The 15,342-nt window shown below is 72.1% G+C and carries 12 protein-coding genes; 6 read left to right on the top strand and 6 right to left on the bottom strand.

Features of this window, described 5'->3' with window-relative positions; translation table 11 throughout:
• Positions 1 to 14: 14 nt before the first annotated feature.
• Positions 15 to 1,448: an APC family permease gene (locus tag DT019_RS05960; RefSeq protein WP_114035571.1), complete on the bottom strand. Its 1,434-nt coding sequence runs from the start codon at positions 1,446 to 1,448 to the stop codon at positions 15 to 17.
• A gap of 84 nt (positions 1,449 to 1,532) precedes the next feature.
• Here DT019_RS05960 and DT019_RS05955 point away from each other — a divergent pair, with 84 nt between their 5' ends.
• Both DT019_RS05955 and DT019_RS05950 read left to right on the top strand, forming a co-directional pair.
• Positions 1,533 to 2,378, top strand: coding sequence for a DUF4190 domain-containing protein (locus DT019_RS05955; protein WP_114035570.1), 846 nt, complete (start codon positions 1,533 to 1,535; stop codon positions 2,376 to 2,378).
• 78 nt (positions 2,379 to 2,456) lie between these two features.
• Positions 2,457 to 4,217, top strand: coding sequence for an NAD+ synthase (locus tag DT019_RS05950; RefSeq protein ID WP_114035569.1), 1,761 nt, complete (start codon positions 2,457 to 2,459; stop codon positions 4,215 to 4,217).
• Between the two features lie 30 nt (positions 4,218 to 4,247).
• Here DT019_RS05950 and DT019_RS05945 read toward each other — a convergent pair whose 3' ends face one another.
• From DT019_RS05945 to DT019_RS05935, 3 genes are all read right to left on the bottom strand, one after another.
• The gene (locus DT019_RS05945) at positions 4,248 to 5,270 is read right to left on the bottom strand and encodes an endonuclease/exonuclease/phosphatase family protein (protein WP_114035568.1); all 1,023 of its coding nucleotides are present in this window, start codon (positions 5,268 to 5,270) and stop codon (positions 4,248 to 4,250) included.
• A 181-nt stretch (positions 5,271 to 5,451) separates the two neighbouring features.
• Positions 5,452 to 6,063, bottom strand: a complete 612-nt coding sequence (locus DT019_RS05940) for a TetR/AcrR family transcriptional regulator (RefSeq protein WP_114036031.1) — start codon at positions 6,061 to 6,063, stop codon at positions 5,452 to 5,454.
• 61 nt (positions 6,064 to 6,124) lie between these two features.
• Positions 6,125 to 7,732 (bottom strand): MFS transporter, encoded by a 1,608-nt coding sequence (locus tag DT019_RS05935; protein WP_114035567.1) that lies wholly within the window; start codon positions 7,730 to 7,732, stop codon positions 6,125 to 6,127.
• A 197-nt stretch (positions 7,733 to 7,929) separates the two neighbouring features.
• On the opposite strand from DT019_RS05935, the gene panB reads away from it, so the two are divergent.
• The 3 genes from panB to DT019_RS05920 all read left to right on the top strand — a co-directional run bounded on the left by panB (position 7,930) and on the right by DT019_RS05920 (position 10,854).
• Positions 7,930 to 8,808 (top strand): 3-methyl-2-oxobutanoate hydroxymethyltransferase, encoded by an 879-nt coding sequence (gene panB / locus DT019_RS05930; protein WP_114035566.1) that lies wholly within the window; start codon positions 7,930 to 7,932, stop codon positions 8,806 to 8,808.
• Between the two features lie 157 nt (positions 8,809 to 8,965).
• Complete coding sequence (locus tag DT019_RS05925) at positions 8,966 to 10,003, top strand: ATP-binding cassette domain-containing protein (protein ID WP_114035565.1); 1,038 nt, start codon at positions 8,966 to 8,968, stop codon at positions 10,001 to 10,003.
• A complete protein-coding gene (locus DT019_RS05920) occupies positions 10,000 to 10,854 on the top strand; it encodes an ABC transporter permease (RefSeq protein ID WP_114035564.1) in 855 nt (284 codons plus the stop codon). The genes DT019_RS05925 and DT019_RS05920 overlap by 4 nt, the downstream gene beginning before the upstream one ends.
• A gap of 13 nt (positions 10,855 to 10,867) precedes the next feature.
• Here DT019_RS05920 and DT019_RS05915 read toward each other — a convergent pair whose 3' ends face one another.
• Entirely contained in the window at positions 10,868 to 14,167 is a 3,300-nt protein-coding gene (locus tag DT019_RS05915) for a BTAD domain-containing putative transcriptional regulator (RefSeq protein ID WP_114036030.1), read from the bottom strand.
• Between the two features lie 139 nt (positions 14,168 to 14,306).
• On the opposite strand from DT019_RS05915, the gene DT019_RS05910 reads away from it, so the two are divergent.
• The gene (locus DT019_RS05910) at positions 14,307 to 15,110 is read left to right on the top strand and encodes a site-2 protease family protein (RefSeq protein WP_114035563.1); all 804 of its coding nucleotides are present in this window, start codon (positions 14,307 to 14,309) and stop codon (positions 15,108 to 15,110) included.
• Here DT019_RS05910 and DT019_RS39420 read toward each other — a convergent pair.
• Complete coding sequence (locus tag DT019_RS39420) at positions 15,094 to 15,270, bottom strand: hypothetical protein (protein WP_189389198.1); 177 nt, start codon at positions 15,268 to 15,270, stop codon at positions 15,094 to 15,096. The genes DT019_RS05910 and DT019_RS39420 overlap by 17 nt on opposite strands.
• Positions 15,271 to 15,342: the final 72 nt, after the last annotated feature.

Below are 15,342 nucleotides of genomic sequence, written 5' to 3'. Positions count from 1 at the left end.
GGGGTGGCCGCGGTTCACCGGTGGTCCGGATGCACCCACCCCGGCTTGCGGAAGGTCAGCAGGGCGACCGGCGCGAGGATGCCGAGGGCGAGCAGCCCGCCGCCGACGATCAGCAGATAACGCCAGAGCGGCTGGTTGCCGAACTGGTCGGGCGGCACGAACCCGATGCACAGCGCGGCCACCGACGCCACGAAGCCGATGCCCGCGACCCAGGCGACCGCGGGCACCCGGAAGCCGCGCTCCACTTCGGGCCGCGTCCTGCGCAGGCGGACCACCGCCACGAACATCAGCAGGTAGGCGATGAGGTAGATCTGCACGGTGATGACGGAGAACATCCAGTACGCGCTCGACACGTCGTCGCTGAACGCGTACAGGATGCCGATCAGGGTGGTGATGACGCCCTGCGCGACCATGATGTTGCGCGGGGTGCCGTACTTGTTCAACCGCTGGAGGACCGGCGGGAGATAGCCCTCCTGACGCGACAGGAGCACCAGTCCCTTGGCCGGTCCCGCGAGCCAGGTCAGCATGCCGCCGAGCGCGGCGGCCACCAGCATCACGCCGACGACCTTGGTCATCCAGCCGATGTGGAAGTGGTCGAAGAAGGCCTGGAACGCCTGCATCAGACCGGCCGTGAGGCTCAGCTCCGACGACGGCATGACCCAGGAGATGGCCAGGGCCGGAAGGATGAAGATCAGCAGGACCAGGCCGGTGGCCAGGAACATCGACTTCGGGTACTCGCGCTTGGGGTGGCGCAGCGAGGACACGTGGACGCCGTTCATCTCCATGCCCGCGTACGACAGGAAGTTGTTGACGATCAGGACCAGACTGGCGAGCCCGGTCCACGGCGGCAGCCAGTGCGAGGCGCTCATCGGCGCCTGTGACGGGTTGCCCTGCCCGAGGAAGACGATGCCGAGGGCGACGAGCAGCACCCCGGGCACGAGCGTGCCGATGACGAGCCCGAGCGAGCTGAGTCCGGCGACGGTCCTGGTGCCGCGCGAGGAGATCCAGACGCCGGTCCAGTAGATGACGACGATGACGACGGCGACGTAGAGGCCGTTCTCGGCCAGCCTCGGGTTGATGACGTAGGCGAAGGTCGAGGCGACGTAGGCGAGCAGGCTCGGGTAGTAGGCGATCGTCATGGCGAACTGGCACCAGACCGCGAGGAACCCGAGCGGTTTGCCGAGCGCCTCGCTCACCCAGCGGTAGATGCCGCCGGTCCAGCCGGAGGCCAGCTCGGCGCCGACCAGGGCGGTGGGGAGCAGGAAGACGACGGCGGGCAGCAGGTAGAGGAAGACCGCGGCGAGGCCGTAGATGGCCATGGACGGCGAGGGGCGCAGGCTGGCGACGGATGCCGTCGTCATCAGGCCGAGGGTCACCCAGGAGACGTACTGCCGTTTCGTCCCTTCGTCCGCGACGAGTTCTTCATCGGAGGCGTCCGTGGTCGTCATGCGCCCATGATCGGCGCGGCGGCCGTCTCCCGCATGTCGGGCCGTAGGGTGGGCGGAAAAAATGGATCACCGAAGGACTCCCCCATGACCGTGCCCGTCAACTCCCCCGGCCAGCCGCAGTCGGGGCCCGTTTTGCCCGGCCGTCCGGCGTCGCCGCCGCCCCCGGCCGGGCGGGCCCGCAACGGTGCCGGTGCCGCCTCGCTGATCCTCGGCGTCCTCGGGGTGGCCTTCGGCCTGGTGCCCTTCCTCTTCTGGCTCTCGGGCGCGCTGGGAGTGGCGGCCGTGGCGCTGGGCCTCGTCGGACACGCCCGGGCGCGCAAGGGGTGGGCGACCAACAGGGGGGTGGCGCTGGGCGGCACGGCCCTCGGTGCCGTGGCGACCGTGCTCGCCGTCGCGGGGCTGCTGCTCACGGTGGTGTTCGTGAAGGACGCCGCCCGAGGCAGCAACGGCGCGATACCGACGACGCCCTCGCGGGCCGCGTCGCCCGTGGCGCCCCCGGTGAAGCCGTCGCCGAGCGGCCCGGCCGCCGCGAAGCCGCAGCCGTTCGGGGCGACGCACACCTATCGGGACGGGGTGAAGGTCACCGTCTCCCGCCCGGCCCCGTACACGCCGGACGCGTCCGCCTCCGGCCACCGCAAGGGCAATCGGGCGATCCGGTTCACCGTCACCATCGTGAACGACGGCGACGAGTCGATCGACATCACCTCGGCGGTGCCGACCGTGCGCGGCGCGGACGGCATCGAGGTCGAGGCGATCTACGACGACGCGCACGCCACGGCGATGTTCGCGGGCAGCCTGTCGCCGGGTGACCGCGCCACCGGCGGGTTCGCCTTCTCGGTGCCGCCGGACTCGCGGACGGTGGACTTCCAGATCGGCCCGCAGACGCTGAGGTACGACGAGACGGTGTGGCGCGGACCGGTCACCGGCTGACCGCCGGCCTCCCGGCGGGACGCTCCGCGTGGCGCCGATGACCCCCCATCGCGTCGCATTGACGATTACACTGGGCGGGTGCCTCAACTACGTCTCGCCCTGAATCAGATCGACTCGACCGTCGGGGACATCTCCGGCAACGCCGAGGCGATCGTGCACTGGACACGGCACGCCGCCGAGCAGGGGGCGCATCTCATCGCGTTCCCCGAGATGGTGCTGACCGGCTACCCCGTCGAGGACCTGGCCCTCAGATCGTCGTTCGTCGAGGCGTCCCGGCAGGCGCTGACGGCGCTCGCGGCGCGCCTGGACGCGGAGGGCTTCGGGGAGATCCCCGTGGTGGTCGGCTATCTGGACCGCTCCACGGTCGCGAGTCCCCGGCTCGGCCAGCCGGCCGGTGCCCCGCAGAACGCGGCGGCGGTGCTGCACGGCGGCCGGGTCGCGCTGGCCTTCGCCAAGCACCACCTGCCCAACTACGGCGTCTTCGACGAGTTCCGCTACTTCGTGCCGGGCGACACGCTGCCCGTGGTGCGGGTGCGCGGCATCGACGTGGCCCTCGCCATCTGCGAGGACCTCTGGCAGGACGGCGGCCGGGTGCCGGCCACCCGCTCGGCCGGGGCCGGGCTCCTCATCTCCATCAACGCCTCGCCGTACGAGCAGAACAAGGACGACTCCCGGCTCGACCTCGTCCGCAAGCGGGCCCAGGAGGCGGGCTGCACGCTGGCGTACGTCGCGACCATCGGCGGCCAGGACGAGCTGGTCTTCGACGGCGACTCCATCGTGGTCGACGCGGACGGCGAAGTGGTGGCCCGGGCCCCGCAGTTCTCCGAGGGCTCGGTCGTCCTCGACCTGGAGCTCCCGGCCGCGGGCCCCGCTCCCTCGGGGGTGGTCGACGACGGCCTGCGGGTGGACCACGTGGTGATCTCCGAGGAGCAGGTCCCGCCGTACGAGCCGGAGTTGACCGGAGGCTACGCCGAGCGCCTGGACGACGACGAGGAGGTCTACTCGGCGCTGGTCGTGGGCCTGCGCGCGTACGCCGCGAAGAACGGCTTCCGGTCGGTCGTGATCGGCCTGTCGGGCGGCATCGACTCGGCGCTCGTGGCCGCCATCGCCTGCGACGCCCTGGGCGCGGCCAACGTCTACGGCGTGTCCATGCCGTCGAAGTACTCCTCGGACCACTCCCGGGGCGACGCGGCCGAGCTGGCCCGGCGCACCGGGCTGAACTTCCGCACCGTGCCCATTGAGCCGATGTTCGACGCGTACATGGGCTCGCTCGGCCTGACCGGGCTCGCCGAGGAGAACCTCCAGTCGCGGCTGCGCGGCACGATGCTGATGGCGCTCTCCAACCAGGAGGGCCACATCGTCCTCGCGCCGGGCAACAAGTCCGAGCTGGCGGTGGGCTATTCGACGCTGTACGGCGACTCGGTGGGCGCGTACGGGCCGATCAAGGACGTCTACAAGTCCTCGGTGTTCCGGCTCGCCGAGTGGCGCAACCGGGCGGCGGCCGAGCGCGGCCAGACCCCGCCGATCCCGGAGAACTCCATCACCAAGCCCCCGAGCGCCGAGCTCCGACCGGGCCAGGTCGACACCGACTCGCTGCCCGACTACCCGGTCCTGGACGCGATCCTGGCGATGTACGTCGACCGGGACCAGGGCGCGGAGGCGATCGTGGCGGCCGGGTACGACCCGGAGCTGGTGGCGAAGACGCTGCGGATGGTGGACGCGGCGGAGTACAAGCGCCGCCAGTACCCGCCGGGCACGAAGATCTCGGCGAAGGGCTTCGGCAAGGACCGCCGCCTGCCCATCACCAACCGCTGGCGCGAGGAGGGCCTGGGGCGCTGACCCGGCGGGGCCCGGGGCGCGTCCGGGCCCTCAGATCTGCAGGCGCGCCGCGATCGGCAGGTGGTCGCTCTGCGTCTTGGGCAGCGTCCAGGACGACTTGGGCTCGATGCCCTTGACCATGATCTGGTCGATGCGGGCCATCGGGAACCCGGCCGGCCAGCTGAAGCCGAAGCCGTTGCCCGCGGCGCCCTGGGTGGAGCGCATCTGGGACGTGATGTTGGTCAGGGAGCGGTCGTTCATCGTGCCGTTCAGGTCGCCGAGGAGGACGACCTTCTTGACGGGCTCCGCGGAGATCGCCTCGCCCAGCGTGTAGGCGCTGTTGTCACGCTGGTTGGCGGTGAACCCCGCGTTCAGCTTGACCCGTACCGAGGGCATGTGGGCCACGTAGACCGCGATGTCGCCGCTCGGGGTCTTCACGGTGGAGCGCATCGCCCGCGTCCAGCCGATCTTGATGTCGACGGGCCGGCTGTCGCTCAGCGGGTACTTGGACCACAGGCCGACCGTGCCCTGGACCGAGTGGTACGGGTAGAAGCCGGCGAGCGCCTTCTTGTACGTCTCGACCTCGTCGCCCGGGACCTCCTCCAGGGCCAGGACCTGCGCTCCGGAGGCGGCGACCTGGCGGGCGGTGCCGGCCGGGTCGGGGTTCTCGGCGTTCACGTTGTGGGTCGCCACGATCAGGTTGCCGCCGGAGCCCTGCTTGTCGGTGAGGAGCCCGCCGAACATGTTGAGCCAGACGATCGCCGGGAGCAGCAGGGCGATGAGCGCGGTCGCCGAGCGGCGCCACAGGGCGAGGCCGAACAGGACCGGCACGAACACCCCGAGCCAGGGCAGGAAGGTCTCGGAGAGCGAGCCGAGGTTGCCGACCGAGTTGGGGATGCGCGCGTGCAGGAGCATCACGAGGGCGATCAGGACGGCGAGGCCCGTGAGGACCAGGCCGCGGCGCCAGATGCCGCGGTCGGTCCGCCATCGGTCGGCCAGGCGCCGGAACCGGGACCGGGAGCGCTCAGCCTCCGCGCTGCCGTCGCCCGTCTCCGTCATGTACGCCCGCGCCATACCGCTGTCCTCACTGCTGTTCCGCACACCGTCCCCGCCGTTCGACCCTAGGCGAAAACGGGTGGGATTCCCTGCCGTCGTACCGCTCGTACGACATCCGTACGGCCAGCAGGACGACCGGGCGCGGCGCCGGGTTCCAGGCCTGGGCCCCGGGCGGGGCCCTGTGACACAACGCGCATATTCAGCGGGCCGGGCGCAGCCCTTCGAGGACGGCGTCGACGATGCGCTCGGCGAGCTCGGGCCCGGGCAGTTCGGAGCCGGGCCGCAGCATGGTGCGCACCAGCATCGGGGCGACGAAGAGGTCGGCCGCCATGTCGAGGTCGAGGCCGGCGCGCAGCTCGCCGTTCTCGACGCCCCGCCGCAGCACCTCGTCGAGGAGCGCGCGGCGGGGGTCTATGACCAGGCTGTGGTACCGGGACCAGAGCTTGGGATAGCTCTGCATCTGGGCGAAGACGTTGTGCAGCAGGGCAGAGGACTGCTTGGCGAGGCTGCGCAGGCGCACGTTCTCGACCATGGCGACGAGGTCGTCGCGGAGCGAGTGGCCGGGCAGCGGCGGGGCCGGCGACTCCATGGACTGGACGACCTCGACGTACAGCTCCTCCTTGCCGGACCAGCGCCGGTAGATGGTGGCCTTGCCGACGCCGGCGGTGCGGGCGATGCGTTCGATGGAGAGGTCGGCGAGCGACACGCCTTCCTCCAGGAGCTTGATCACGGCTTCCAGGATCTGCCGGTCCGCGGCCTCGGAGCGGGGCCGTCCGCGCCGGGGTTCGCCGTCCTTGTGCTGCTCGTCCATCAGGGTCACGCCCGCTCCGCTTCCTCTTGCCGACCCGCTGATTGTCCCGGAGGCCCGCGCCCTAGCTGCGGGCGGCCTCGGTGGGCCGGTCCTGTGCCGCGGGTGCGTCCGCCGCGGGCGGCTTCGGCGGCAGGAACAGGGCGACGACGAGCGCGCCGAGCAGGGCCACGCCGGACGAGGCGAGCGCGGTGATGTGCATGGCGTGCAGGAACGCGTCGTCGGCCGGTCCGATCAGGGCCTTGCCCGCGGGGCCCATCCGCTCGGCGATGCCGAGGGTCGCCTCGATGGATTCGCCCGCCGCCTTGCGCGCTCCGGCGGGGACCGCGCCGAGGTGGCCCTCGATGTCGCCGCGGTAGACGGTGGAGAGCACCGAGCCGAGCACGGCGACGCCGAGCGCGCCGCCGACCTGGCGGAAGGTGTTGTTGACGGCCGAGCCCGAACCGGCCTTCTCGCGCGGCAGCGCCTGCATGATCGAGACGGTGACGGGCGGCATGATGTGCGCCATTCCGGCGCCCTGCACGAAGAAGACGACCTCCAGGACCCAGATCGGGGTGTCCGCGTCGAACAGCCCGAACGCGGCCAGGCCGATCGCCACCAGGATGAGGCCGGCGGTGCAGACGGCCCGGGCGCCGAACCGGTCGACGACCAGCCGGGCCCGCGGCGCGAAGATCATCTGGGCCACGGCGAGCGGCAGGATGAGCAGGCCGGACTGCAGCGCGCTGTAGCCGCGCACGCTCTGCATGTAGAAGACCGAGAAGAAGGTGACGCCCATCAGCGCGAAGAAGGTCAGCGCGATGGCGACGACGGCGGCCGAGAACGCGGGCTTCTTGAAGTAGTCGATGTCGATGGCGGGGTGGTCGACGCGCTTCTCGTAGAGCACGAAGCCGACCAGGACCGCGACGCCCCCGAGGATCGTGGCGAGCACCGTCGTATCGGTGAAGTCCGCCAGCTCGCCGCCGTGGATGATGCCGTACACCAGCAGGACGAGGCCCACGACGGACAGCAGCACGCCCACCGGGTCGAGCTTGCCGGGGCGCGGGTCCCTGGAGTCCGGCACGAGGACCACCATGGCGATCAGCGCGATGATCACGACCGGCACGTTGACCAGGAAGACCGAGCCCCACCAGTAGTGCTGGAGCAGGACGCCGCCGGTGATCGGACCGATCGCGATGGCGAGGCCCACGCCGCCGGCCCAGATGCCGATGGCCTTGGGCTGCTCCTCGCGCTCGAAGACGTTCATGAGGACGGCGAGGGTGGACGGCATCACGAAGGCGCCGCCGAGGCCCATCAGGGCGCGGAAGGCGATGAGTTGGTCCGGGGAGTTCGAGAACGCGGCGAGGACCGAGCCGAGGCCGAAGACCGTGATGCCGAACAGCAGGATCTTCTTGCGGCCGAGCCGGTCGCCGAGCAGGCCGGAGGTGAAGAGCAGCCCGGCGAAGACGAGCGTGTAGGAGTTGATCGCCCACTCCAGCTCGCTCTGGGTGGCGCCGAGGCCGGTGGGGGCGGGGCTCGCGATCGTCTTGACGGCGACGTTCAGGATCGAGTTGTCCAGGACGACGATCAGCAGGCTGAGCATCAGGACGGCGAGGATCGCCCAGCGTCGGCGATGGACGGCTTCGGGTATCCGGGGTGCGGCCGGGGCACCGGACGCGGCAGGCGAGGTTGACATGCCTCCCAGCCTAGAACAATTTCGATACGGGACCGTCTCGTATAGGAATGTCTTTACTTTTCGGACACCGGTTCGCGTTCGTGGCCGAGATGCCTTCCTGGGCCACCCACTTCCCGCACCGGGCACGGGATGCCACCATGGATGTGGTCCGGAGACGCCGTGAGGGCGCTTCGAGATGACGAACAGGAGCCGTTGCGATGACGCAACAACTTCAGGCTGCCCAGAACCCGAAGGCATCCGACAGCAGCAACCCCAAGGCGCTGTACGGAGGCAAGGGCACCCGGCGCATCACCGTGCACGACATCGCCGCCGCCAAGGCGCGCGGCGAGAAGTGGCCCATGCTCACCGCCTACGACGCGATGACCGCCTCGGTCTTCGACGAGGCCGGAATCCCCGTCCTACTGGTGGGCGACTCCATGGGCAACTGCCACCTCGGCTACGAGACGACCGTCCCGGTCACCCTGGACGAGATCACCATGCTCTCCGCCGCCGTCGTACGGGGCACCTCTCGTTCCCTGATCGTGGCCGACCTGCCCTTCGGCTCCTACCAGGAGGGCCCGGTGCAGGCGCTGCGCAGCGCCATGCGCCTGGTCAAGGACGCGGGCGTCGGCGCGATCAAGCTGGAGGGCGGCGAGCGGAGCCACGAGCAGATCCGGCTGCTGGTCGAGTCGGGCATCCCGGTCATGGGCCACATCGGCCTCACCCCGCAGTCCGTGAACACCCTGGGCTACCGGGTGCAGGGCCGCGGCGACGAGGCTGCGCACCAGCTGCTGCGCGACGCCAAGGCGGTCCAGGACGCGGGCGCCTTCGCCATCGTCCTCGAACTGGTCCCGGCCGAGCTCGCCGCCGAGGTCACCCGCACCCTGCACATCCCGACCGTCGGCATCGGCGCGGGCGCCGAGTGCGACGCACAGGTGCTCGTCTACACGGACATGGTGGGCCTGACCCCGGGCAGGACACCGCGCTTCACCAAGCAGTACATGAACCTGCGGGAGTCGCTCGGGGACGCCGCCAAGGCGTTCGCGGGTGAGGTCGTCGGCGGGGCGTTCCCCGCCGAGGAGCACACCTTCCACTAGCCACTGCGGTCACGACGACAGTCCGCCGACTTCCCCCATCGGCGGGCTGTCCGTCGTCCGCGGGCCCGGCCGCTGTCGGCGGACCGTCCCCGGCCTGTCGGTGCTCTGTCGGTGCTCTGTCGGTGGATTGTCGGTGGCCCCTGGCACCTTGGTGTCCATGACGCGAATCGACAAGAACCCCATGAGCGGCAAGGCCGGCACGGCCGCCGGCATCGCCGTCTCCGTACGGGGGCTGGTGAAGCACTTCGGCGACACCAAGGCGCTGGACGGCGTCGACCTGGACGTCCGCGAAGGCACCGTGCTCGGTGTCCTCGGACCGAACGGCGCCGGCAAGACCACACTCGTACGCTGCCTGTCCACCCTGCTCGTGCCGGACGCGGGCACCGCCACCGTCGCCGGCTACGACGTGGTGAGGCAGCCCCGCCAGCTGCGCCGCACCATCGGCCTGACCGGGCAGTACGCCTCGGTCGACGAGAAGCTCTCCGGCCGCGAGAACCTGTACATGATCGGCCGGCTGCTCGACCTGTCCCGCAAGGACGCGCGGGGGCGCGCCGACGAGCTCCTGGAGCGGTTCTCGCTCACGGACGCCGCCAAGCGGCCCGCGATGACGTACTCGGGCGGCATGCGGCGCCGGCTCGACCTGGCCGCCTCCATGATCGGCCACCCCGCCGTCCTCTACCTGGACGAGCCGACCACCGGCCTGGACCCGCGCACCCGCAACGAGGTGTGGGACGAGGTGCGCCGGATGGTCGCCGAGGGCGCCACGGTGCTGCTCACCACGCAGTACATGGAGGAGGCCGAGCAGCTGGCGGGCGAGCTGACCGTCATCGACCGCGGCAAGGTCATCGCCAACGGCGGGGTCAACGAGCTGAAGGCGAAGGTCGGCGGCCGCACCCTGCAGATCCGCCCGGCCGACCCGGACCAGCTGGGCTCGATGGCGCGGGCCGTCACCGAGGCCGGCCTGGACGGCGTGTCCGGCACCCAGGTCGTCCCCGACGAGGGCGTGCTCAACGTGCCGATCCTCAGCGACGGGCAACTGACCGCCGTGGTCGGCCTGTTGGGGGCGCGCGGCTTCTCCATCGCCCACATAGGCACCCATCTGCCCAGCCTGGACGAGGTGTTCCTGGCCATCACCGGCCAGAAGACCGCGGACTCCCAGGACGCCACCCGTGAGACCGAGGAGGTCGCGGCATGAGCACCACCACCACTGTCGACGCGCCCGTGCAGCCGTCCCCTTCGCGCCCGCGGCCGCCCGCCGGGTCCGACGACGTACGGATCGGGCTGCGCGCCAACCTGCGCCACATCGGCGCCCTGGCGCGCCGCAACATGCTCCAGATCAAGGCCGACCCGGAGTCGATGTTCGACGCCGTCCTGATGCCGATCATCTTCACGCTGCTGTTCGTGTACGTCTTCGGCGGCGCGATGTTCGGCAGCGGCAACCAGGGCGCGTACGTCGACTACCTGATCCCCGGCCTGATGGCGATGATGGGCCTGAACATCGCCATGGCGGTCGGGACCGGCGTCAACGACGACTTCAAGAAGGGGGTGATGGACCGCTTCCGGACGATGCCGATCGCGCGGTCCTCCGTCCTCATCGCCAAGATGCTGGTCGAGGTCGGCCGCATGCTGGTCGCCGTCACGATCCTGCTGACCATGGGGTTCATCCTCGGGCTCACCATCCACACCTCGGTGCTCGCCCTGTTCGCCGCCATCGGCCTGTCGCTCCTGTTCGGCGCCTCGCTGATGTGGATCTTCATCCTGCTGGGACTCACCATGAAGACGGCCCAGGCCGTCCAGGGAGTGGCCATGCTCGTGCTGATGCCGCTGCAGTTCGGCTCGTCCATCTTCGCCAAGCCGACCACCATGCCGGGCTGGCTCCAGTCCTTCACCCACTACAACCCGCTGTCCAACCTGGCCGACGCGGCCCGCGGCCTGATGATCGGCGGCCCGGTGGCCCACTCCGCGCTGATGACGCTGGCCTGGTCCGTGGGGATCACCGTGGTGATGGCTCCCCTGGCCGTCGCCAAGTTCCGCAAGCGCACCTGATCCTGACGGCTCGTCAGTTCTTGCGATCGCGCCGCACGAGGGCGGTGGCCTCCTCCACACGGAGACCACCGCCCTCGGCGTACGCGGCCTCGTACGCCGCGTCGTCGAGGGCGGCGCGGACGACCCGCTCGGCCTCGGCCCGCTCCTCGGCCTGGACGGGCGCCATGAAGTGACCCACCGGGAGCAGCGCGTCGTGCGCGCCGACCAGCCGGGCGGCGTCCCGGAGGTTCTCGTCGCCGCCGAGCCCGGCGATCGCGCGGGCCGCGGTGAGCATGTGCACCGCGAACATCTCGGGCGCGACCATTTTCGAGAGCGGCGCCTGGGCCCGGTCGAGCGCGATCCGCGCCCCGGCGAGCGCTTCGGCGAAGCGGCCCTGCTCGTTGTCCAGCCAGGCGCGCACGCCCACGACGAACCCCTCGAACAGGACGAGGTTGGCGGCGGTGAACTCCGCCAGCATCACCTCGACCTGCTCGCGCGCCTCGTCGATCCGGCCGGTGCGGCCCAGCCACATCGTGAGGAAGAGCCGGGCCGCCGGCCGCGCCTCGATGCCCGCCCGATTCCCCTGGGCGAGGATCTCGCGCAGCATGGCCTCGCCCCGCTCGGCCTCCCCCATCTCCAGCAGCATCGCGGCGAGCCTCGCCCGCAGCAGCGTCACCTGGGCCTGGGCGCCGAGCTGCTCGGCGTACTGGAGGGCGGCGGTGAAGTCCTCCGCGGCCAGGGCGAACTCGCCCCGCTTCTCCCGCGCCTCACCCCGGGCCCCCAGCGCCTCGGCCGCGCCCCAGGCGTCCCCGAGGCGCTGGAACAGCACGAGACTGGCGTCCGCGTCGGCCCTCGCGTCACCGGCCCACTCGGTCCGGTTGGCCAGGATGTTGGCGCGCATCTGGAGCGCGGCGGCCAGCTCCCACTCGTCGCCGAGCTCCTCACAGGTCCGCACGGTCACGTCGAGGACCTCCTGCAACCGGGCGTGGTCCCCGGTGAGCACCACGGGGAAGAACCAGAGCGAGCCCGGCATCCGGCAGGTCTGCGGCAGGCCCGGGCGGTAGGCGGAGGCGATCGCACGGAGCCGTTCGAGGGCCTCGGGGGTGATCCACTGGTCCATCTCGTGGTCCATGGAGGCCAGTTGGACCAGCCGCACCCCGCGCCGCGCCTCCTGGAGCACATCCGGGTCGAGCGGCGGCGGGGCGTCCGTGCAGCGGGTGAGGACCGGCGGCGCGGGCACCACGGGCTCCGCGAACGGGTCGGGCCCCAGGGCCGCCGCCTCCTGCGCCCAGTACCGCGACTCGGTCCGCAGGTCGCGCATGTTCCAGTACCAGAGCAGCGCGTGCACCAGGCAGAGTGCCTCCTGCTCGTCGCCGAGCGCCACACAGCGGCGCAGCGCGGTGCGCAGGTTCTCGGACTCCCGCTCGAAGGTGTCGATCGCGGTCCGCTGCCGCGGGCCGCGCAGGTCGGCGTCGGCGCGGCGGGCGAGTTCGCGGTAGTGGGTGAGGTGGCGGCGCTCGGCGGCGGCCCGGTCGCCCGCGTCGTCGAGCCGTTCCGCGGCGTACTCGGCGACGGTTTCGAGCAGCCGGTAGCGCATCTCGCCGCCCGCGTCGGGCGCGGCCACCACCAGCGACTTGTCGACGAGCGAGCCGAGGACGCCGGCGACGTCCGGGGCCCCGGCTCCCCCGGACGCGCCAACCTCGGCGCACACCTCCTCGGCCGCCGCCAGGTCGCAGCCGCCCGCGAAGACGGAGAGCCGGCCGAGCACCGCGCGTTCGGGCTCCTCCAGGAGCTCCCAGGACCAGTCGACGACTGCTCGCAGGGTCTGCTGGCGGGGCAGTACGGTGCGGCTGCCGCTGGTGAGGAGGCGGAAGCGGTCGTCCAGGCGGTCCGCGATCTGACGTGGCGTCAGCATGCGCAGGCGGGCCGCCGCCAGTTCGATGGCGAGCGGGAGGCCGTCGAGGCGGCGGCAGATCTCGGCGGCGGCCTCCGGGTCGTCCTCGACGCGGAAGCCGGGCCGGGCCGCGGCGCCGCGCTCGGCGAGCAGCCGCACCGCGAAAGGGGCGGGCAGCGGCTCCACGGGGCGCACCAACTCGCCCGGCACGCCCAGGGGTTCACGACTGGTGGCGAGGACGACCAGGCCCGGGCAGCGGGCCAGGAGGTATTCGGCGAGTTCGGCGGCGGCGCCGATCACGTGCTCGCAGTTGTCCAGGAGCAGCAGCATGCGGCGCGGCGCGCAGTGTTCGGCGAGCCGGACCGCGGGGTCGCCCGCGCGCGGGTCGGCGGCCCTGAGCTCCTCGGCACCGGCCGCGTGCAGCACGGTCTTGCGGGCGCCGACGGCGGTGAGCACGGCGGCGGGCACCCCGGCCGGGTCGTCCACGGGCGCGAGTTCGGCCAGCCACACCCCGTCCGGCCAGTTCGGCGCGACGCCCTCGGCGGCCTCCTGCGAGAGCCGGGTCTTGCCGGCCCCGCCGGGCCCGAGCAGGGTGACGAGGCGGGCGGTTTCGAGGTCGGCGCGGATGTCCGCGAGCTCGGCGGTGCGCCCGACGAAGGAGGTGAGGCGGGCCCGCAGATTGCCCGGCACGGGCGGGGCTGCGGGCGCGGTCGGCGCGACGGGGTTCAGCAACTCGGCGTGGATGGCGCGGAGTTCGGGCCCGGGGTCGGCGCCGAGCTCCTCGGCGAGCGTGGCGCGCACGCTCTCGTACGCGGCGAGCGCCTCGGCCGGGCGGCCCGCGGCCCGCAGCGCGCGGATACGCAGGGCGTGCAGCGGTTCGTCGAGCGGGTGGCCCGCGCACAGCGCGCCGAGCTCGGCCAGCGTCTCCTCGGCGCGGCCGAGTGCGACGGCGGCGGCGAGCCGGAGCCGCCGGGCGTCGAGCCTGCGGGCCTCGGCGCGGGCGGCGCGGGGGCCGGGGTCGGGCAGGTCGGCGAGGGCCGGGCCGGCCCACAGCCCGAGCGCGTCGTCGAGCAGCACGGCCGCCTTGGCCGGATCGCCCTCCTCCAGGGCGCGCGCGCCGTCGGCGGTGAGCCGCTCGAAGCGCGGCAGGTCGACGTCGTCGGCCTCGGCGGCGAGACCGTATCCGCCGCTCTCGGCGGAGAAGACGGTGTCGTGCCCGAGGGCCCGGCGCAACCGGCCGACCAGGGCCTGGAGCGCGGCCGGGGCATCCGCGGGCGGCTCGTCGCCCCACACCTCGTCGACGAGGACGCTCACCGGGGCGGCCCGGCCCGGCCGCAGCGCGAGCACCGTCAGGAGCGCGCGCAGCCGCGCACCGCCGAGGGCGACGGGGCTGCCGTCGAGGTGGTGGACCTGGGTGTTGCCGAGAATCCGGTAGCGCACGCCCCCATTCTCATCGACGCGGCGCGGGCCGGGGCCCGCGGCCCGGAACTCCCGCCGGTTGCCGAGACGTTTGACGCTCAGCCCCTGTACGGTCGGGCGCGTCCCGTACGACCGTCCCACCAGCACTGGAGCCCACGGCATGGCCACAGCGACCTCCCGCCACCACGACCGGCGGATCAGCCCGGTCTTCCTCGGGATCGTCGCCGTGATGGCGGTCTCCGGGTGGGCGGTGTGGACGGGTTACGCCTCGTCGCGCGGCCTCGCCGTGTTCCTGTTCGTGACGTCCGCCTGGGTCGTCTCGCTGTGCCTGCACGAGTACGCGCACGCCCGCACCGCGCTGCACGGCGGGGACATCACGGTCGGCGCCAAGGGCTACCTCACGCTGAACCCGCTGAAGTACACCCACGCGCTGCTGTCGATCGTGCTGCCGGTGATCTTCGTGATCCTGGGCGGCATCGGCCTGCCCGGCGGCGCCGTCTTCATCGAGCGGGGCCGGATCCGGGGCCGCTGGAAGCACAGCCTGATCTCGGCGGCGGGCCCGCTCACGAACGTCCTGTTCGCGATCGTGTGCACGGCCCCGTTCTGGCTGCACGCGCTCGACGGGGTGCCCGACGACTTCCGCCACGCGCTGGCGTTCCTCGCCCTGCTCCAGGTGACGGCGGCGCTCCTGAACTTCCTGCCGGTGCCGGGTCTGGACGGGTACGGGATCATCGAGCCGTGGCTGTCGCACTCGGCGCGGCGCCAGGTCGAGCCGTTCGCGCAGATCGGCCTGCTCGCGGTGTTCGCGCTGCTCTGGGTCCCCCAGGTCAACCAGGAGTTCTTCCGGCTGGTCTACGCGCTCCTGGACGCGCTCGGGGTGTCCGACGTGGACGCGGCCACCGGCCGCAGCCTCTACCAGTTCTGGCCGGACCTGCCGAGCCTCTCGCTCACTCCGCAGGGCTAGCGGCGCGGCCCCTGCGCAGGTAGTACCAGGTCATGTTGGACGAGAGCCCGACGAGCAGCACCCAGACGATTCCGAGCCAGCTGCCCTGGACGAAGGAGACCACGGCCGCGACGACGGCGAGGACACAGACGACGAGGGCGTACAGAGCGAGGCGGGGCATGGAGGTCGGCTCCTGTCGGGTACTTCGGCTGCTTCGGTGCTGATGCCGCACGGGTGCGGACGGGCGGGCGCC

Source organism: Streptomyces sp. SDr-06 (assembly GCF_003324565.1).
In the GTDB taxonomy this organism is placed as follows: domain Bacteria; phylum Actinomycetota; class Actinomycetes; order Streptomycetales; family Streptomycetaceae; genus Streptomyces.
This window is presented reverse-complemented; position numbering and strand designations above follow the sequence as displayed.